The organism is Paenibacillus gansuensis, assembly GCF_042684925.1.
In the GTDB taxonomy this organism is placed as follows: Bacteria; Bacillota; Bacilli; order Paenibacillales; family DY6; genus Paenibacillus_N; species Paenibacillus_N gansuensis.
Genome location: NZ_JBHUME010000002.1, coordinates 648831 through 668369 on the forward strand (window position 1 = coordinate 648831; position 19539 = coordinate 668369).

Genomic DNA, 19539 nt, shown 5'->3' on the forward strand with positions numbered 1-19539 from the left:
TTATAAAGGGAGGTCCATTCATGAAGAAAGCACTGCTTACCTTGGCTATGCTTGTGATGCTGGGGACAACTGCCGCCTGCGGTGCAGGGGGAGGCAACAACGGAAACGCATCTAACGCTGACAATACGAGCAAGGAAACGACGGAAACGACAGCCGCTCCGCAGAAAGTAGAATTAAAAATATTTTTGGGTGGATTGGACCGTTTCCGCGAGCAATTCGATAGTTACTTCGAACAGTTCGCAGAGAAGGAGAAAAAAGAGAAAAATATCGAGGTCACGTTTAACTCCGAGTATCCGGGAGCAGAAAATGCGCCGCAGATTCTGAAGACCCGCTTAGCTACCGGTGACGTACCGGACATTTTCAGCCTTCATGCCATAAACGATTTGCCGTCTTACTATAAAGCCGGATATTTGACAGATTTATCCGATCAACCGCTAGCCGGTAAGATCATCGACGGCATTAAGCCCATAGTATCGATGGACGACAAAGTTCTTGCCGTGCCGATGGAGAGCCTGGCGTGGGGTTATTTGTATAACAAGCAAATTTTTAAAGACTTAGGGCTGACCCCGCCGATGACTTTGACGGAAATGAAAGCCGTCGTACAGAAATTGAACGAGAACAAGGTCACGCCTTTCCAGCTGAGCTACAAGGAAAGCTGGATTCCGCAGTTGTTCCTCCCTCTAACGGTCGGCGGGCTTGTAAACAGCAGCCATCCGGATTTCCTGGACAAGATGAACAAGGATCAAGGAAGCTTCGCTGAAATCAAGGAGATGTTCGGTATCATCGATTTGGTTAACGCTAATGGCACGGATCGCGCCTTCGAGAGCGGCAACGATGACGGAGCTGCAGAATTTGCAATGGGTAAGGCCGCTATGTGGGTACAAGGTCCCTGGGATGCAGACGCCATTCTGAAAGCGAACGACAAAGCTGAGTTCGGGGTTGCTCCTCTGCCGATCAATGACGATCCGAAGTCTACGCTGATTAACGTCTCAGTATCCACTGCCCTAGCCATGTCTGCCGAAAGCAAGAACAAGGAAGTGGCACTTGATCTGCTTAATTTTATCCTGGATGATCAAGCCTCTAACGATCTGTACCAAAGCTTAAAGTTTAATCCAGTATCCAAAACCCATACTTTCAAGTCGTATCCTTGGGTTGATGACGCGTCCGTCTTCGTGAATAACAGCCAATTCTACCTAGACCCATCGATTCCATCCGCTGTGAAAGACGAATCGGGTAAGGCTCTTCAATCTTATTTCGATAAGAAGATGTCCCAAGAAGAGGTTATCAATGATCTGGATAAAACATGGAAGGATGCCAACGCGGCAGGAAATAAGTAACAACCGGACTTTAGACTAAACCGAGCCCTGTTAGCGTCGTCGCCCGTAAGATGACTATAGCAGGGCTCTTCTTCCCGAGGAGTGAAATCATGCTGAATCGACGTGTCAGATCTACAATCTCCCTGATCTTATTCGTTCTGCCGGCCTTTATTCTTTACCTGCTGTTCCTTGTCATTCCGATGCTCCAAGGCACTTACTTCAGCTTCACGGACTGGGATGGCTTAAGTAAGTCTTACAGCTTCGTAGGGCTCAGCAATTTTATCGAAGCGATTCGCGACGATGACCATTTCCGGTCATCCGTTTGGTTTACGACCAAATACGTCTTTTTTGCCGTCGTTTTTCAAAATGTACTTGCCTTGTTGCTTGCGATGCTCATCGAATCTCAGAAGAGAGCGAAAGGATTGTTCCGGACGATCTTCTTCATGCCCAATATGCTTAGCGTCATCATCAGTACATTCATGTGGGTCTTCGTATTTTCCAAAGTCATTCCTGCATTATCCGAATACAGCGCGCTGAAGTTCCTGAATCTCTCCTGGCTCGGCAGCCCTGCCGTATCGTTCTGGTCGATCATGATTGTATCTTTATGGGGAAGCGTAGGGACTCTCATGCTTATTTACATGGCGGCCATTCAAGGAATCCCTCAGCACTTGAAGGAAGCGGCTATTATCGACGGCGCACAGCCTATGCATATGTTACGGTATATTACTCTTCCTTTAATCGCTCACGCGCTTACCATTTGCATATTTCTAACATTGAACAGCTCGTTCAAAGTGTACGATCTCGTGTACGCTTTGACCGGCGGAGGGCCCGGGCGGGGGACGCAAGTGATCACGATGAATATTTTGGAGGAAGCCTACCTGGGTAACAATCGTTACGGTTACGCAAGCGCGAAGGCTAACATCCTCTTTATCATTATATTTGTCATTACGATTATCCAGTTATCGATTATGAAGAAGCGCGAGGTGGAAGCGTGAGCAGACGGCTGTATTCGGTGTTGTCGTGGCTAGTGCTTGCGGTGCTGGCAGTCTATTTCTTGTTTCCGATCTATATGGCTATTATCAATTCTTTCAAATCTCAAAGCGAGATGTACCGTTCCGTGCTGCAGTTCCCTTTATCCTTGCATTTCGACAACTACGTCCAGGCTTTCAAAAAGGCGAACATGCTGAGAAGCGGTTTTAATACGATCATCGTTACGGTAACAGGCATTGTTGGCATCGTATTTTTCAGCTCCTTGGCGGGATATAAGCTCTCCCGCACGCGGGGCAGGCTGAGCAACGTTCTCTTCATTCTTTTTGTCGCATCGATGCTCATTCCTTTTCAGACGATCATGGTTTCCTTAACTAAGATGGCTAGAGATTTGGGATTACAGGGATCTCCGTTCGGACTAGGCATCGTCTGTATTGGTCTTGGCGTCAATATGGCTATATTCCTATACCACGGATTCGTAAAAGGCATTCCTCGTGAACTGGACGAATCCGCCCTAATTGATGGCAGCGGCGAGTGGAAAGTTTTTTTTGCGATCATATTTCCGCTGCTTCTCCCCATCACCTTTACGATTATCGTGCTCAATATGCTGTGGCTTTGGAATGACTTTTTGCTGCCTGTGCTGCTGCTCAACGATTTTCGATCGTATACTCTCGTCTTGACAATTAATATGTTCTTCGGTAAGTACAGCCGGGATTGGTCGTTGATACTGGCATCCCTGATCTTGTCATCCATACCGATCGTCGTGATCTTCGCTATTTTCCAGCGTTGGATTATTCAGGGAATAACGGATGGAGCGGTAAAAGGCTAAGATATATCACTTTCCATATGATGATACAGAAAATGTAAAAGGGCCTGAGGCACCAATTATTAGGTGCATTCCGGCCCTTATGACATAGTTCGATTTATTCCGTGTATGTACGCTTTGAAACTGGTTCAATCATCACTTCGTTAACTCTTCGATGTCTAAGCAGGTGTTTCTCCCACTTATTTAGCAGGAACAAGCTAATCAGCACGAAGAAAGTACACAAGACCGCACCCGTCATAAATCCGGCGCCTACACATAGGCCAATAGCAGCAACAAAGCCTGCGTGTACTATAAAGGAGCCGTCGAATGCCGCTCGACAAGCTCAGGACGGAGTACGACTCTCTGTTTCATCACGGCTACATTCCCGATTTTTAATTGGTCGACCAACAAATCAACGCAAAGTTTGCCCATATGTTCCATCGGCTGCGCAATCGAAGTAAGCGGAGGATCGGTTACCGTGGCCAGAATCGTATTATCGAAGCTAACGACGGACAGGTCGGAAGGGATTCGAATCCCTTCTTGTTTGGCCGCCTGATAGGCACCGACAGCTAACATATCGTTACAGCAGAACAATGCCGTCGGTACCGAATCCTGCCTGAACAATTCCAACGCTTGCCGCTTGCCGTCCTCGACCCTATAATCGCAAATTTTCAACATAGATTCGGACCATTCGATGCCTGCTTCCATCAACATTTGGGAAAAACCGCGAAGCCTTTCACGTGAGCTGATCAGCTTCAGACTTTCGGACAATACCGCAAATTGTGTGTGTCCTAATTCAAGCAGATGCCGTGCGGCCATCCGACCCCCTTCATAATCATCCACAACAACGGTGTGCATATCCACGTCAGGCACTTCCCTGCCGATCGCCGCGATCGGCATTGTTCCGGACAACGAGTTGAGCACATCCAACTGATCAGAACCTGTACCGATGATAATGCCGTCGACTTTCTTTTGTTTCAAAAGCGCAATATACTTCTCGATTCGTTCGTCTTTATTGTCTGTACTGCAAATAATTAAGCTATACCCTAATTGATGTCCTTGGTCTTCCACCGAACGGGCAATCTCAGAGAAGAAGGGATTCGAAATGTCCGGCACCAGGAGTCCGATAGAATACGTCTTCTTGCCGGTTAATGCGGAGGCGATCATGCTTGGCTGATACTGCAGCCGTTCCATAATCTTAAGTACTTCCTTCCGCCTCTTCTCGCTGATTTTCCCCTTGCCGTTAATCACTTTCGACACCGTCGCAATGGAAACTCCCGCTTCCTTCGCCACATCATAAATGGTTGCTTTCATCCCTGATTCCTCAACTCTTCGAAATTTGCATTTGTTCTATTATGCTTGTTCTTGGAGACCGTTGCAATAAGAGAAGTCAGTTCGTTGTCTTAGGCATAAGCCATTCATGGTTCGGATCGTTATAGAACCTCCAAGTCCGGGTCGGTCCTGCCATTACGTTAAGGTAATACACGTCATAACCGGGCGGAGCGGACACCGGATGATACCCTTTAGGCACCAACACAGTTTGTCCGTCTTTGACCGCCAAAATCTCATCAAGAGACTCGTCATCCGTGTATACTCTTTGGATGGCAAATCCTTGTTCGGGTTGAACATGATAATAGTAAGTCTCCTCAAGCAGCGACTCGTCGGGCAGACTGTCCCGATCATGCTTATGAGGAGGATAGCTCGACCAGTGCCCATTCGGTGTAAAAACTTCCACTACGAGAAGGCTGTCCGCTTGCTCCTGTTCCGGCAAAATATTATGAATTCGGCGCTCCGTATTGCCTGACCCGCGTGTTTCTATGCCGACATGCTCCGGCGCAATGAGCCTCGCCTCGTACGTCCCGTGACCCGGGGCAGAACATAAGGCCAATTCCACTTCGGTGATCGCTTGAAACTCAAAGAAATCGCTGTTAGGCACATAGATCGAAAAGGGCGGTTTTTGCTCAAATACATTCATTCGCTCACCGATATTTAGCCATTGTGATTTAGAAGTAGATACATTCCCTCTTCCGCTGAGCAGCACAAGACACACCTCAAGCTGCTCCGTCTGTCTAAAGAGTGTCTGACCAGGCCCAAGACGATAGACTTGAAAGCCGACATACTGCCATCCCGCTGACTCCGGAGTAACCTCGATCACATTGCCGTCCGCATCCGGCTGTTGTTTGGCAGGAACGATCAGTTCGCTCATGGCGATTCATCCTCTCTTACTTTGTAATGGATAATTGTTCAAGCACTTCGCTGATTTTGACCGGCCTTTTCTGAGTGTAGGACCATTTGGCGGCTAATGCGGCCAGTTCTGCCTGGAGTGCGTCGCTTCCGCTTACAGGGATGTCAAGGCCTTTATCAATGCATTCGATAAACTGCTTCGTCTCTACCAGATATGCTTCTTGATAACGTTCGAGGAAGAAATTAAGCGGTTTTTCGCGGTATATCCCTTCAGCATTGCTGATTTCCGCCGTATTCGGGAAATCGTTCGCTACGGTAACACTGCCGCCTGAACCAAAAACTTCGACCCGTTGATCGTAGCCGTACACGGCTTTACGGCTGTTGTCGATCACACCGATAGCGCCGTTCTCGAAGCGCAGTGTAGAAATAGCCGTATCGATATCGCCATAGGCTGCAAAAACCGGGTCAATCAGTACATTACCTTGGGCATATACTTCCTCAATATTGCATCCGGCCAAGAAACGCGCCATATCAAAGTCGTGAATCATCATATCCATAAAAATACCGCCGGAAACTTGGATGTAATCCTCATGCGGTGGATTCGGATCCCTGGACGTGATCTTAATGATATGCGGATCGCCGATCTTGCCCGCCTGAACGGTGTCACGGACATATTTAAAATTATGGTCGAACCTGCGGTTAAAACCAATTTGCAGCTTAATGCCGGCTTCCTTCACCGCCTCAATGGCTTTTATCGTTTGGGTTATATCCATGCTGACCGGTTTCTCGCAAAAAATATGTTTTCCCGCTTTCGCCGCTTCCAGAATCAGCGGAACATGCGTATCTGTGGAAGAGCAGATGAAAACAACATCTATCTCAGTGTCATTCATGACATCCGAACTGTTGCGCGTAACGACGGGAATCCCCCGTTCATTCGCCCACTGCTCCAATGCCTCGTCTGCATATAAGTCGCTTACCGCATGTACCTCTACCTGAGGCATCCTCAATAAATTATCGATATGAATTTTTCCGATTCTACCGGCCCCGATCACGCCTGCCTTCACGCGATTTCCCCCTTATTCCTGCGGTATTTGCAAATCTATTTGTTACCAGCGCGCTGTAACCATTTTCTTGCGGGTATAAAATTCCACGCCATCGTTACCGTTCGCATGCAAATCGCCATAGAAGGACTTTTTCCATCCGGAAAACGGGAAGAACGCCATAGGTGCCGGAACCCCTAAATTAACGCCGAGCATCCCAGCATCTATCGTCTCTCGGAATTGGCGCACATTACTGCCGTCCTTCGTGAATAGGCAGGCCCCGTTAGCAAACTCCGAACGGTTTGACAGCTCGATCGCTTCCTCCAAGGAGGAGACGCGTACAATGGATAATACGGGCGCAAAAATCTCATCTTTCCAGATTTTCATCTCGGATTGGACTTCATCAAAAATCGTAGGTCCTACAAAGTATCCTTGTTGCCCAGCCGCTGCATCTTTACGGCCGTCGCGAACCAGCACCGCGCCTTCTTTCTCGCCGCTTTCAATGTAACCGAGCGTTCTCTCCTTGTGCGGACCGCGGATCACCGGCCCCAGGAACACATTCTGTTCCATTCCGTTACCGATCGTGATTTGATTTGCCGCATCTACTAGCTTCTGAACCAAACTATCGCCGATCTCTCCGACAGCCACGACTACCGAACAAGCCATACAACGCTCACCGGCAGAGCCGAAAGCCGCATTAATAATTTGCTGAACCGCCCCGTCCAAATCTGCATCCGGCATAACAATGGAATGGTTTTTGGCGCCTGCCAAAGCTTGAACTCTCTTTCCGTTCGCGGAAGCCGTCGTATAAATATATTCCGCTACCGGCTGGGAACCAACGAAGGAAATCGCCTGGATGCCTGGATGCGTAAGCAACCCGTTTACTACGTCATGTGCGCCATGAACGAGATTTAATACACCATCGGGTAATCCGGCTTCCTTGAACAACCCGGTAAGGCGGTTGGCCAGCAGCGGCGTTCTTTCCGATGGTTTCAGAATAAATGTATTCCCGCACGCAATCGCTAGAGGGAACATCCAACAAGGCACCATCATCGGAAAGTTAAACGGAGTAATGCCGCCGACTACGCCTACAGGATACCGGTACATACCGGATTCCACATTGGTGGCAATGTCCGGCAGTTGTTTACCCATCATTAGCGTCGGCGCACCGGCTGCAAATTCCACGCATTCGATCCCCCGCTGCACTTCCCCGTAAGCTTCGGAATAGCTTTTTCCGTTCTCTGCGGTAATTAGCCTAGCAAGCTCTTCCCAGTGATCCACTAACAGCTGCTGGTATTTGAACAATACGCGGGCCCGCCTTGGAACAGGTGTAGTGCTCCAAGTTTTGAATGCATCCTTGGCACTTTGCACTGCACGATCTACATCTTCTTTAGTGGACAAAGGCACATAACTAAGCACCTCTTCCGTCGCCGGATTGTACACCGGTTCGAAACGGTCTGTAGCGGAAGCGACCCATTGTCCACCAATAAAATTGCTTAATTTATACTCGGTACGGTTAGTCATGCTAGTTCCTCCCTTTGTATCTAAACCTTAGTTGGCTTTGATCTCATTTTGGTTGCATTGTTCAATATATTCCGCAACTTCCGCAGCCGTAGGCATCGCATCCGAACAGCTATGTCTGGAAATCACGATGCTTGCCGAAGCGCTGCCAAACTCCATGCTTTTTTCCACCGTCCAGCCTTGAAGCAGCCCATACAGAAAGGCTGAAGCGTAAGAATCGCCTGCGCCGAACGTTTTCAACACTTTCGAAGGAAAGCTTTTGGCACGGTTGCTCGATCCGTCTTTGCCATAGGCAATCGACCCTTCTTTTCCATGCTTGATGATGACGATTCGCGCAGAATAATCGAACCACTTTGACGCAGTCACCTTGTCGCTGTGATCGGGGTTATTTTCGAACATTTCCATTGCATTAAACTCTTCTCGGGTTCCGATGATAATATCGCTCTTCTCAGCCGCCAAATTGTAATAAATAGCTGTTTCTTCTGCAGACGCCCACGAATAAGGCCTATAATCCAAATCAAATGCTACAACCGCTCCATGCTTTTTAGCATAGTGAACCGCTTGAATAACAGCCTCTCTGGATGGGCTTTGCGCTAAAGCCGTGCCGGAGATCAGGACAATTTTCGTCTTAGCGATTAGCTCCTCTTGTACTTCGTGTGCAGTCAATTTCAAGTCGGCGACATTGTCCCGGTACATCAAAATACTGCAGTCCGAAGGGCTCTTAATCTCCGTAAAGGCTAATCCGGTCACAGCGCCTGTAGAGTCGATGACCACATTGCCCGTGTCGATGCCTTCTTTGTCCAGATACTGGACGATGAATCGTCCCATTTGGTCATCGGACACTTTCCCGATAAATCCGCATTGGAGACCCAAACGGGACATGCCGATACAAATGTTGGCGGGAGAACCCCCCACATATTTAGTGAAAGTCATCGTTTCTTCCATTGGACGATGAATTTCGTTAGCGTTCAGATCAATGCACAGACGTCCAACGGCGACGAAATCCATCGTTTTGTCCTGACGAAAAGTCACGAGCGACATGGCTACTGCCCCTTTCTCAGATCGGAAAATTGTAAGGAACCAATGTATTTCAAGGCATTCTGTGCATACAAGAATGGATTATGCTTCCCTGGATCCTGTTCGCCTTCAAGTAATGCCCAACCGTCATACCCTCTTTGGACAAGTTCGGAAATGATCGGCCCGAAATCGATGCAGCCGTCACCCGGCAGCGTAAATACTCCGCCTCTGATACAGGTTACGAAATCCCACGCTTCTGCCCGTGCCAGATTCAACACATCCTGCCGGACGTCCTTGAGATGAATATATGCGATGCGATCATAATGCTTCCTGAGCAGTGCAAGCGGATCGGTCCCGCCGTAATACGCGTGCCCTGTATCGAACAGCAAGTAAACCAAGGACGGATCTGTCAACTCCATCAAGCGGTCTATTTCTTCCGGCTGCTCTACAACGGTTCCTCCATGATGATGGTAGGTCAGCTTCATGTCGTATTCCTGAGCAATTCGACCTGCAGCATTTAAGCCGTCGGCCAACGCGCTCCAGCCATCTTCGTCCAAACGCAGAACTTCTTTCTCATTGGGCGTGCGGCGAGGATCGAAGTGCAAGGAACCGCCCACTTCAGCTGTACTGATCACTTTGCTGCCCATATCATTCAAAAATTGAACATGCTTCCGATAAGCCTCCAATTCCTGCCCATGCCAGCTTCGATCCGAGAACAATACCGATTTCCACTGAGACACAAGTTGAATGTTCCGTGCAGCAAGCTCTTTTTTGAGCACATCCCTATCGTTCGGGTACTTTCTTCCCATCTCGGTTCCTGTCAATCCTAAAGCTTGTATCTCATCCACAATCGTTTCGAAAGCCGTATGCTCCCCATGCTCTTTGACATCCTCCCCGACCCAATTGATCGGATGTACGCCTAAACGAAATTTGAACTGTTCCAGACTCATCGAAACATCCCCTTATATAGGTTTTACTTTCGTAATTTGCGTCTGCATTTCTTGATAAGCTTGATTGACTTTATCACTTACGGATACCGCCGGAACACCGACCCGCCACCAAGATTCATAACCCGATGTGTTCGTACCCGGCTCAACAACAATTTCCACCAGCGTTGTGACGGTTTCTTTCCTCGCCAGTTCAAGGCATACTCGAAGTTCTTCAGCCGTTTGCGCAGTATAAGCCTTCGCGCCTAAACTTCTCGCATTGGCCGCAAAGTCAATCGGCATGTAGCTTCCGGTAAGCCGCCCGGTATCCCCGGAACGGTAACGGAATTCATTGCCGAAGCCGTCGCTGCCGTGGCCCCTTTGCAGGTTATGTATGCATTGAAAACCATGATTATTAAAAAGCAGCACCGTGATTTTCGTTCCTTCTTGCAAGCTCGTGACCAGTTCAGAATGAAGCATAAGATAACTGCCGTCGCCGACTAACGCATAAACGTCACGAGAAGGCTCTGCAAGCGCGGCACCGAACGCTCCACTGATTTCATAACCCATGCAGGAGAAACCGTATTCCATGTGGTATGTTTTCGGTTCCGCAGTACGCCATAGACGATGCAGGTCGCCCGGCAGGCTTCCGGCGGCGCAAACGACTACATCGGAGGGCTTTAATGTTTCATTGATGACGCCGAGTGCTCGCGTTTGTGATAACCCTTCGTTCAATTCAACAGCGTATAACCGATCCACTTCGGCATCCCATGTTTGTTTCAAATTCGCGATTACTTCTTCCTTGTAACCGCTGCGATAATCCAGATGCTCCAGGCTGCGCTGCAGCGCCTTTAACGCCTCTTTGGCATCGGCGGTCACGGCAACGGCGTTCATCTTGCCCGAGTCAAAGGAGTTAATGTTGATATTTACAAACTGTACGTCTTCACTTTGGAATGCAGATTTGGATGAGGTCGTAAAGTCCGAATAACGCGTCCCAATTCCAATCACCACATCCGCATCACGTGCCAGCACATTCGCGGACAGTGAACCTGTTACGCCGATCGCCCCGCTGCTCAGCGGATGGTTCCAATGCATTGATCCTTTACCGGCCTGCGTTTCGGCGACCGGAATTTGGAATGCGGAAGCAAATTCGATCAACTCTTTCATGGCATTCGAATAAATCACGCCGCCGCCCGCGATCAGCAGAGGCTTCTTCTTCGACGCAATCAGCGCCGCAGCACGTTCAATCGCGTCTTGAACCGGAGGGCGCCGCTCAATATAGTGGACCTTCTTATGAAAGAAGGATACCGGATAATCGTAAGTTTCCGCTTGAACATCCTGCGGTAAGGCTAACGTTACCGCCCCGGTCTCCGCCGGGTCCGTCAGCACACGGATCGCTTGTACGGCCGCTGTCATCAATTGCTCCGGACGCACGATTCGGTCCCAATATTTGCTCACCTGCTTGAAGGGATCGGTTGCAGAGATAGTATAATCCGCTTGAATTTCTATCTGTTGAAGCACCGGATCCGGCTGTCTGCAGGCAAAATTATCACCGGGAAGGAGCAATACAGGAATCCGATTCACAGTAGCGGTCGCCGCTGCAGTGATCATATTTAACGCGCCAGGTCCGATCGAGGATGTGCATGCATAAATTTGCAGCCGATTCTTCTGTTTGGCGTATGCCGTGGCGGCATGTACCATTCCCTGCTCATTCTTGCCTTGAATATATACAAGGTCACTGCTGCTGCGTTCTAATGCTTCACCAAGTCCCGTCACGTTCCCATGCCCGAAAATGCCCATGACCCCTTTTACAAACTTCGTTTCTTCCCCGTCCATCGAAACATACTGGGCATCCAAGAAACGGAGCAAAGCTTGTGCCATGGTTAACTTTACCGTGTTCACTGACATCACCTTCCCCAATAAGTTAAGCGCTTAATTCAATATATTCAAAAAATAAGAGTAAATATGAACAATAATAAAAATAAACAGCAAAATATGCAGGCTTTTTTAAGGTAAGCGCTTAACCTTAATTTACTTGAAAACGCCTTCTTTTTCAACAACAATATTTAAAAAATGAGTTAGGAAATCTGAGATATTCGGATTATTAGGGCCCTCAGGTTCAGGAAAGACGACGCTAATTAAAGTGATTGCAGGGATTGATACGACTATCGAAGGCACGGTATCCGTTCTTGGACAACATATGCCGTTGTTATCCAAGAAGAACCGGATCGGTTATATGTCCCAGTCCGATGCACTCTACAATGATCTTAGAGCGCAAGAGGTTCGCCTGGGCCTTTTTCTCCGCGAGCAGGACCGTGTTCAAGATCTCCTTCATCTCCCCCGGCAAAATGACATCCTTCACCCCCGCACCGACGAACTGCACGCCGAACTCTTCGCCTTTTTCACGCAGCCTGGACAGAATGAACGACGCCACCTCCTCCTTCCGCCGCAACAACTCATCCAACTTCAACGTCCCCACATACTCCCGCACCGTGAGCTGAAGCTGGACATACAGTTGCTCCTCGAAAGCCCTCATCTCCAACACACGCACGGGACCCGCAATCCGATACTGGGCAAAAAAGTTCAACCGCAGCGTAACCTTATCTTCCGTCATGATCTCCTGGCCGAGGAGCTCCATCTGTTGTTGCCGGACATCCAGCGTTCTAACCATCACCGAAACCGGCCCCTTCCAAAAATAGTACTTCCCAGGCGAAAGCTCCCGCTGCAAGGTGATCATAATACAAAAACCCAGTCTCAAAACTCGCGATATCATACGTCTGCACAACGGCCCCCAGCTTAGAGAGTATCGAACGATCCACCTCCGCAGGCACCTCCGGCTTTCTCACATCCATATGTACAAAAGCATGCTTCCTCAGCACATTCCAAAACGCATACACGCCCGGCTTCAGCAGCTCCGCAAATTGCCCATCCTCATAGTGCAAAACATACTCATGATCCTCCACCCGCACAACATCAAGCTCGCGTACAAGCTCCTGATCATGCAAAAACAACTGCAAATCCTTGCCCTCCACAACGAACGGGTTCCCGATAGGCAGCACCACAACCGTAGCTACCGACCACCAAAAGTACCGATACGTCCCCGGAGCCAACACCTTTACATAACTTCCCTTGTAAAAAGCAAACCGCGCTGGTCCGCTTGAATCGTAACTTTTTTCAACATTCTTGTTCCCCCTCATGGTTCAACCATCGGCTGTAGAATCCCGCTGCCCGACAGACGGAATCCCTTTTCAGCTGAGTTAGCCGCCAGGCAGTTTTAATACGACTTTATTTTATCGGGACACTCACCAAGCCATCATATATTTCGGGCAAATGCAAAACAGACACCTCTGAAGTCAATTTCAGAAGGTGTCTGTTTAGCTTATTCAGCAGAAGGAATTACTTTCATTTTTTCCTTTAATAGCGGGATAAACGACTGATCAAAGGGCCTGCCTTTCGCGTCCTTTAAGGGAATATTCTCAAAAATATATATATTGTTTTTATATTTGACCTTCATGGTCATTTGCTTTAAGTGTGTATATTCAGTTTTTCTACGAACTAAATAATCCAATAAATCTATCATATCTTTTGAAAATTGTTCATCGGAGCCATACTCCGTCTTCACTTTCCTTCCGGGCTGCTCCGAATCAAATTCCATTTCTAAATAGATATGCCCCTCTTTTAACTCAATCTTTACATTTTTCATAGGAGGCGTAAAACTTCCCGGATTGTCGTAACTATTTTGCCTCAATGTTTCGGAGGTAAAGTCCTGATGAATCCGCTTGTATTCTATCCGCCATTGATTCGCCTCATCAATTAGTCGCGGGGACAGAATAAAGAATACCCCCAAACTAATAATGAGAATACTTCTTCCAATCTTACGCGTGTCACGAATCGTCAATACGATGAGAAGTAAACACGCCCCTATACTAAAATAGAATTGAAATCCGTCCATTAGCGCAGAAAGCATACCATGATCGGACGTCACCACCGGAATATATATAAGAATGCTTAGTAAAGAAAGTACTACCAATCTTACATACAATTTCATCGGTCTCCTCCTAAATTCGGCACATACCATGGGGGCCCGTCTTTATATCAATAATAGTTCACTTAAACTACTAATACCAGTCCCTAAGAACTATTCCCTAAAAACACACAACACACGGGTTATACTAAGAAAATGTGAAAGCATTCTTGGTCAGTTAAAACGCCTAACTCTCCCGCTCCCTCTGACTCCCCCTGTCTCCAATTAACGAACCCAACCGCTCCAACAAATCCCCGCCCCCGGTCACCGAGATCGACCCAATCTTCTCGCAGATCTTCTCCAGAAACTCCAGCTCTTTTAACCGGAACAACGTCTGGTTCTCATCCATCAGCTTCGCCGTGTTCAGCAAACTCCGGGTCGACGCCGTTTCTTCCCGACGGGTGATCAGGTTCGCCTGGGCCTTTTTCTCCGCGAGCAGGACCGTGTTCAAGATCTCCTTCATCTCCCCCGGCAAAATGACATCCTTCACCCCCGCACCGACGAACTGCACGCCGAACTCTTCGCCTTTTTCACGCAGCCTGGACAGAATGAACGACGCCACCTCCTCCTTCCGCCGCAACAACTCATCCAACTTCAACGTCCCCACATACTCCCGCACCGTGAGCTGAAGCTGGACATACAGTTGCTCCTCGAAAGCCCTCATCTCCAACACACGCACGGGACCCGCAATCCGATACTGGGCAAAAAAGTTCAACCGCAGCGTAACCTTATCTTCCGTCATGATTTCCTGGCCGAGGAGCTCCATCTGTTGCTGCCGGACATCCAGCGTTCTAACCATCACCGAGACCGGCCCCTTCCAAAAGTAGTACTTCCCAGGCGAAAGCTCCCTCTGCAAAAGATGATCATAATACAAAAACCCAGTCTCATAACTCGCGATATCATACGTCTGCACAACGGCCCCCAGCTTAGAGAGTATCGAACGATCCACCTCCGCAGGCACCTCCGGCTTTCGAACATCCATATGTACAAAAGCATGCTTCCTCAGCACATTCCAAAACGCATACACACCCGGCTTCAGCAGCTGCGCAAATTGCCCATCCTCATAGTGCAACACATATTCATGATCCTCCACCCGCACCACATCAAGCTCCTGTACAAGCTCCTGATCATGCAAAAACAACTGCAAATCCCTGCCCTCCACAACGAACGGCTTCCCGATATTCATCACCACAACCGTAGCTTCCGACCACCAAAAATAGCGATACGTCCCCGGACCCAACACCTTCACATAACTTCCCTTGTCAAAAAGCAAAACGCGCTGGTCCGCTTGAATCGTAACTTTTTTCAACATCCTTGTTCCCACTCATGGTTCAACCATCGGCTGTAGAATCCCGCTGCCGGACAGACGGAATCCGTTTCAGATGAGCGAGCCGCCAGGCAGTTTCAAGGACATCCCCATCAGTGAAAAATGACCCAACTAACAGCCATCCCTCTTCCGCTTCCATCCCGGAAAATCTCCCGCTTATCGCCCCATCGGTATCCACGGATCGCAAAGCCCCCCCCCCCGCAGTGCGCTCAAACCAGCCGCCCGGGACCCTACCCTATGGTCTTTGTACATGTTTATTGCTCGATTGGCAGTCGAGTGTTCTACCAGAATCGCTCTTCAGGCGATCGGGGAATCGAACCCCAATAAGCGGCTTCTTCCCGACCCAACCGTACAGGATACCGCGACCTACCAGCCCGGCACTGCGGGATAAATGAACATCCTCGCCTCGTTACGATTGGTGGAAAAGAACCGGTGTAAGATGTCTTACGAGTATTATGATCGCTTATTTGGAGGGGAAGGAACAGGGTGGAAGTATGGCGAACTTTTTGCACTGAGATAAAATGGGGGTTTCGCGATGTCGCAGTGGCTCCAAATATTACCGACTGGCAAGAAAAACGTCACAGCGACGAAGCTGTGACGTTTCCTGACGTGATGAAAGGTACATAACAATAACTCGTAATATCGCTATATAAAAAAGGGAGAAGTCGAATAGAAATCAACTTCCCCATATACCAACTATATGATTATTTAATAATACCTTCCCTTTTAAGAACTCGTCCAAGCTCATAAAAAGTCTGTTCAATGTTGTCACCAGAAAAACCAATATACTGCAATCCATCAACATTGGAGAAATCGTCCAAACCTTCTTGTCTAAGTAGTATCGCTTTTTTGAACCCCAGTTTCCCTTGGAATAATCCTGCTTCATGAATTACATTTTGACGTGCCCTTATTTTACCTTCCGCTGTTTCATCCTCAGCTAATAGACTCACAATGAAAGTTCTACTTTAGTACCTAGTATAATAGCTTGTTTTAATAAGTCTTTATCATTCGCTTCCTTCTTTTTTCTAATGTGATTAAGGACAGTAACGTAATTCCTAATTTCATCTGAGGTGTTCTCATTGAAATTAAAGGTTTTATAAACTCTTCTTTTACTCCAAGTTTTCTTAGAGCATATTCATTAACATATGCTAACATGTTCTTTTGAACGTATATAAATTTCTCCCACATATCCTCACCTAAATATGTTAGGTCACTAGTAATTCCACCACTTTCTAGGATGTTTAACCTTTCAGCATTAAAATCACTGTGAATTAAACCGTTCCTGAAATTTTTAATTGATAAAAAATTCCGATATACAGAGTGTGATATTCGCTGCTCCGTCAAGTACCTTCCTGTTGGTATAAAGTCCCACTTTTAACACTATCCCCTCTTGTAACCTTTTTTGATATTTAACTGTTTCCAATTTCCAAGATGAATCCTGGAGAGCCCTGTATCGACACGTTTATGCTCTTGGTAATAACGATAGTTTTCCTCTCAGTCAATAAGTAACCCCTTGCTTCCTCTTTATAAAAAGGAGCATGTATTTCATTGGTTATTTTTAAATAGTACATGCCATCTTCTCTTTTGGACTTAGTAAGTATATCCTCTATTACTTCATCAGATAGATTCACAATATCAACAGATAACTTGCCCGATTCAATTTGCAAAAGGTTATTATCAAAACCAACCCACAAATGCCTTTCTGTCTCAGCTGAATTTAATGTTTCTATTAAAGCTGCTAATTTTTCCTTACTAACTTCATCCTCTTGATACAAAAATACTGAATCAGGCTTAATCCCATAGACTAAACTATTTATGGTTACACCTTCATTTGTCAAATTCTTTATTATATCGAGCATTCTAATGATTTTATTATTTTCTTTAAATGTAATATTTTCAACTAAAATCCCCTTATGAAATAAGAAATTTAAAAGATAAGACTCAAATGCCCTTTTAAAATTATTCGCAATACTTTTGAAGTCAGACCCTTCCTTTTTGGCAACAAATTGTATTGGCACGTTAATCCTAAAAGTGTAATTTTTGGTTTCATATTGGTAATTTATATTATTCAAATTACCACCTGTCAATTGAAGGTACGGATCCTCATTAATCATTTGTTCTATTTTGTTATAAATAATCATCTTATTAATATCAATAATTTCAGTAGAATTAATGTAATTGCTTAGCTCCTTAAATTTTATTTGTTTATATCTAAGTAAGAGCTGTTCTCTTAGTTGGTTCAACTCAAGTATTGGTGTAACATTATCACCGTGGTTGTAACTAATAAATTCTTTAAAGTTCATATAATCGCTAATTAGTTGTTCGGTGAAAGTGGACCCTTTAAGATTACTATTAAGAAATGAAAATAGCTCACTTTCATTAAGAATATCTTCTGGAATATCGTCTATATCAAAAATTCCCTTGCAGCAGTTAAAGAACAAGAAAAATTCCCTAACGACACTATCCATCATCAACCATTTGGCCTGCCCATTGTTCATTCTTTCCCATCTTGAGAGTTCACTTTTGATTTCAACATAGCGCGTCCACATAGGAGCAAGTGAAAGATATGTATATTGCCAATAATCTTTCACTAGTACGCCGAACTCTTTTAGGTGGGATTTTTCTTCAGCTGGTATAGATTCCTTATATATTAAGTAATATAAATAAATAGTTATCTTTAAAATAATTATTTTATGATCTACTTTATCGGAAAGTAAGTAATTACTCTCTGGTAGCTGTTTAATAACTTCCCTAAAAATTAGTATGTCTAATCTATCGACCGTCGCTTTTAATATGTTTGCTAAGATGTTCTCAAGCAGCTTTATTTTTTCCTTATCTTGATCAAAACCATCGACAAGACTTAAATGAAAGCAACTACTAATGAAATATGAGATAATATTAACTTTCTCATCATCACTCAGATGTCTATTCTTTGATATCACTACATAGTACCTACTAAATAAATAAACAATGTTATTATCATAGTAACGTCCTTGATATTCACCTGTGTTCAGAAATAAGTCCAATAACAAGCCAATAAAAGATATATCTTTAACCGAATTGAAACTTTTTAATTCGGAATGAACAGAAAAAAGACTATCCAATAACTTTTCGAAATATAGACTTGTTACAGAGTACTGCCCCTCGGTTTTATAAAACTTTCTTACCAATTCAACTGCATACTCCTGATAGCCAGCTTCAACTAATTTCTCTGCAATACTATCAATATAACTAACTAAGGCCTTCAATAAGATTGATTCAGTAGGTTTCTTACTTTCACCTAAGATTTCAGCAAAAATCTCTAAGAAAAATTCATTATTTCCTTTTACTTCGTTCATATCTTTCTTTTCAATACAAGATAAAGTATGGGTATAAAGATTATTTAGTATTTTTTCCATTTGCATTATCCTCAAATGATTTATTTTCGATTTTTATGCTATCCTTGCATTTCTCTAACAAGAACTTCTTGATCTCGAATGAAACCATTTCCTCAAACAATATTATTTTAAGACTACAATGCAGCATGTGAATAATTATTATCACACTAATAGTAAAGATTAGTACTACGGCAGCCAGCGCTAAATAAGCTACAAAGAAATACTGCAATATTATAAGTAGAATAACTAATATTAATTCGTCGTGAAACTTATAAAACTTTCTATTATGTATTAGTAGATAATCCAAGACCTTAACACCATACTTTTTCTGCTGATTAAATCCAATTATTAATGCTAAAATAGCGATACTCAATGTAGTAACCCCTGCGTGAACTTGCCAAATAGTATTTATTAATGCGCTACTGTCCTTCTGACTGACTGTTAAAATTCCCCTCAACCAGTTCTTAACATCTGATTCAAAATATAGAGTTAGTAAATATCCTACCAAAATAATAAAAAACAAAGTCGCGGCTATTTTAAAAATTGAGTAGATTTTCATTCGTAACACCTTTCAACTTTATCATCAGAGATCAAGAGTTTTCCCCAAATACCAGAATCAACCATGTTGTTAATATATTTCTTTATAAAAAATCGGAAACCTTCAAGTAATTGAGAATAAAACGAAAGTAACTTTGGATACACCCTTTTATTTCTACATTACAAAAACACCTGCATGCTTCAGGTGTCCTTGTCTATCGAATCTATTTTTCGTCAACAATCAGTCAACCCTACTATTTTCTAACCTCTGTTTCACACTTCCATCTCATCTGTATTGCTCCCCAAACCCGCTCCACCACTATAATCTCAGCCCTCTGTACCATTCTTCACTAGCAAAGCTACCGATTCTACTTGTGTTGAGTGTTCAGTATGTACAAACCCTAATACGATGTGCCCCTAATAATAAGAGCAAACCGCCAAACTTTTACACCAGTTTGGCTCTTTTTTGAGCTGAATT

At 45.4% G+C, this 19539-nt stretch carries 19 protein-coding genes and 1 pseudogene; 4 read left to right on the plus strand and 16 right to left on the minus strand.

Annotated features, from left to right (window positions below):
* Positions 1–20: 20 nt before the first annotated feature.
* The 3 genes from ACFSUF_RS02975 (at position 21) to ACFSUF_RS02985 (ending at position 3132) form a co-directional block, all read left to right on the plus strand.
* Positions 21–1337 (plus strand): ABC transporter substrate-binding protein, encoded by a 1317-nt coding sequence (locus ACFSUF_RS02975; RefSeq protein WP_377599942.1) that lies wholly within the window; start codon positions 21–23, stop codon positions 1335–1337.
* 89 nt (positions 1338–1426) lie between these two features.
* Entirely contained in the window at positions 1427–2311 is an 885-nt protein-coding gene (locus ACFSUF_RS02980) for a carbohydrate ABC transporter permease (RefSeq protein WP_377599944.1), read from the plus strand.
* Positions 2308–3132 carry a carbohydrate ABC transporter permease gene (locus ACFSUF_RS02985; protein ID WP_377599946.1) on the plus strand — a complete coding sequence of 275 codons (825 nt, stop codon included), beginning with the start codon at positions 2308–2310 and terminating at the stop codon, positions 3130–3132. Before ACFSUF_RS02980 ends, ACFSUF_RS02985 begins: the two co-directional genes overlap by 4 nt.
* Positions 3133–3417: 285 nt before the next feature.
* Here the strand turns inward: ACFSUF_RS02985 and ACFSUF_RS02990 are convergent, their stop codons facing one another.
* The 7 genes from ACFSUF_RS02990 to iolD all read right to left on the minus strand — a co-directional run bounded on the left by ACFSUF_RS02990 (position 3418) and on the right by iolD (position 11698).
* Positions 3418–4422, minus strand: coding sequence for a LacI family DNA-binding transcriptional regulator (locus tag ACFSUF_RS02990; protein ID WP_377599948.1), 1005 nt, complete (start codon positions 4420–4422; stop codon positions 3418–3420).
* 76 nt (positions 4423–4498) lie between these two features.
* Positions 4499–5314 carry a 5-deoxy-glucuronate isomerase gene (iolB, locus tag ACFSUF_RS02995; protein WP_377599950.1) on the minus strand — a complete coding sequence of 272 codons (816 nt, stop codon included), beginning with the start codon at positions 5312–5314 and terminating at the stop codon, positions 4499–4501.
* Between the two features lie 16 nt (positions 5315–5330).
* Positions 5331–6356 carry an inositol 2-dehydrogenase gene (gene iolG, locus ACFSUF_RS03000; protein WP_377599954.1) on the minus strand — a complete coding sequence of 342 codons (1026 nt, stop codon included), beginning with the start codon at positions 6354–6356 and terminating at the stop codon, positions 5331–5333.
* Positions 6357–6398: 42 nt separating this feature from the next.
* Positions 6399–7856 (minus strand): CoA-acylating methylmalonate-semialdehyde dehydrogenase, encoded by a 1458-nt coding sequence (locus ACFSUF_RS03005; RefSeq protein ID WP_377599957.1) that lies wholly within the window; start codon positions 7854–7856, stop codon positions 6399–6401.
* 27 nt (positions 7857–7883) lie between these two features.
* Entirely contained in the window at positions 7884–8894 is a 1011-nt protein-coding gene (gene iolC, locus ACFSUF_RS03010; RefSeq protein ID WP_377599959.1) for a 5-dehydro-2-deoxygluconokinase, read from the minus strand.
* Between the two features lie 2 nt (positions 8895–8896).
* Positions 8897–9814, minus strand: coding sequence for a myo-inosose-2 dehydratase (gene iolE / locus ACFSUF_RS03015; protein ID WP_377600239.1), 918 nt, complete (start codon positions 9812–9814; stop codon positions 8897–8899).
* 18 nt (positions 9815–9832) lie between these two features.
* Positions 9833–11698 (minus strand): 3D-(3,5/4)-trihydroxycyclohexane-1,2-dione acylhydrolase (decyclizing), encoded by a 1866-nt coding sequence (iolD, locus tag ACFSUF_RS03020; RefSeq protein ID WP_377599961.1) that lies wholly within the window; start codon positions 11696–11698, stop codon positions 9833–9835.
* Positions 11699–11888: 190 nt separating this feature from the next.
* Here iolD and ACFSUF_RS03025 point away from each other — a divergent pair.
* Positions 11889–12107, plus strand: a pseudogene (locus tag ACFSUF_RS03025) (ATP-binding cassette domain-containing protein); the annotation flags it as partial.
* On the opposite strand, the gene ACFSUF_RS03030 reads toward ACFSUF_RS03025, so the two are convergent.
* The 9 genes from ACFSUF_RS03030 to ACFSUF_RS03070 all read right to left on the minus strand — a co-directional run bounded on the left by ACFSUF_RS03030 (position 12006) and on the right by ACFSUF_RS03070 (position 19083).
* Positions 12006–12569 carry a slipin family protein gene (locus tag ACFSUF_RS03030; protein WP_377599963.1) on the minus strand — a complete coding sequence of 188 codons (564 nt, stop codon included), beginning with the start codon at positions 12567–12569 and terminating at the stop codon, positions 12006–12008. The pseudogene ACFSUF_RS03025 and the gene ACFSUF_RS03030 sit on opposite strands and share 102 nt — an antisense overlap.
* Complete coding sequence (locus ACFSUF_RS03035) at positions 12460–12993, minus strand: hypothetical protein (protein WP_377599965.1); 534 nt, start codon at positions 12991–12993, stop codon at positions 12460–12462. Before ACFSUF_RS03035 ends, ACFSUF_RS03030 begins: the two co-directional genes overlap by 110 nt.
* Before the next feature lie 182 nt (positions 12994–13175).
* A complete protein-coding gene (locus tag ACFSUF_RS03040) occupies positions 13176–13844 on the minus strand; it encodes a hypothetical protein (RefSeq protein ID WP_377599967.1) in 669 nt (222 codons plus the stop codon).
* 163 nt (positions 13845–14007) lie between these two features.
* Positions 14008–15132 (minus strand): slipin family protein, encoded by a 1125-nt coding sequence (locus ACFSUF_RS03045; RefSeq protein WP_377599969.1) that lies wholly within the window; start codon positions 15130–15132, stop codon positions 14008–14010.
* A gap of 19 nt (positions 15133–15151) precedes the next feature.
* Entirely contained in the window at positions 15152–15334 is a 183-nt protein-coding gene (locus ACFSUF_RS03050; RefSeq protein WP_377599971.1) for a hypothetical protein, read from the minus strand.
* A gap of 517 nt (positions 15335–15851) precedes the next feature.
* Entirely contained in the window at positions 15852–16097 is a 246-nt protein-coding gene (locus tag ACFSUF_RS03055; protein WP_377599973.1) for a TIR domain-containing protein, read from the minus strand.
* 40 nt (positions 16098–16137) lie between these two features.
* Positions 16138–16491, minus strand: a complete 354-nt coding sequence (locus ACFSUF_RS03060) for a hypothetical protein (RefSeq protein ID WP_377599975.1) — start codon at positions 16489–16491, stop codon at positions 16138–16140.
* 65 nt (positions 16492–16556) lie between these two features.
* On the minus strand, positions 16557–18545 hold the full coding sequence (locus tag ACFSUF_RS03065; RefSeq protein ID WP_377599977.1) for a hypothetical protein: 1989 nt from the start codon (positions 18543–18545) through the stop codon (positions 16557–16559).
* On the minus strand, positions 18526–19083 hold the full coding sequence (locus ACFSUF_RS03070) for a hypothetical protein (RefSeq protein ID WP_377599980.1): 558 nt from the start codon (positions 19081–19083) through the stop codon (positions 18526–18528). Before ACFSUF_RS03070 ends, ACFSUF_RS03065 begins: the two co-directional genes overlap by 20 nt.
* Positions 19084–19539 lie beyond the last annotated feature (456 nt).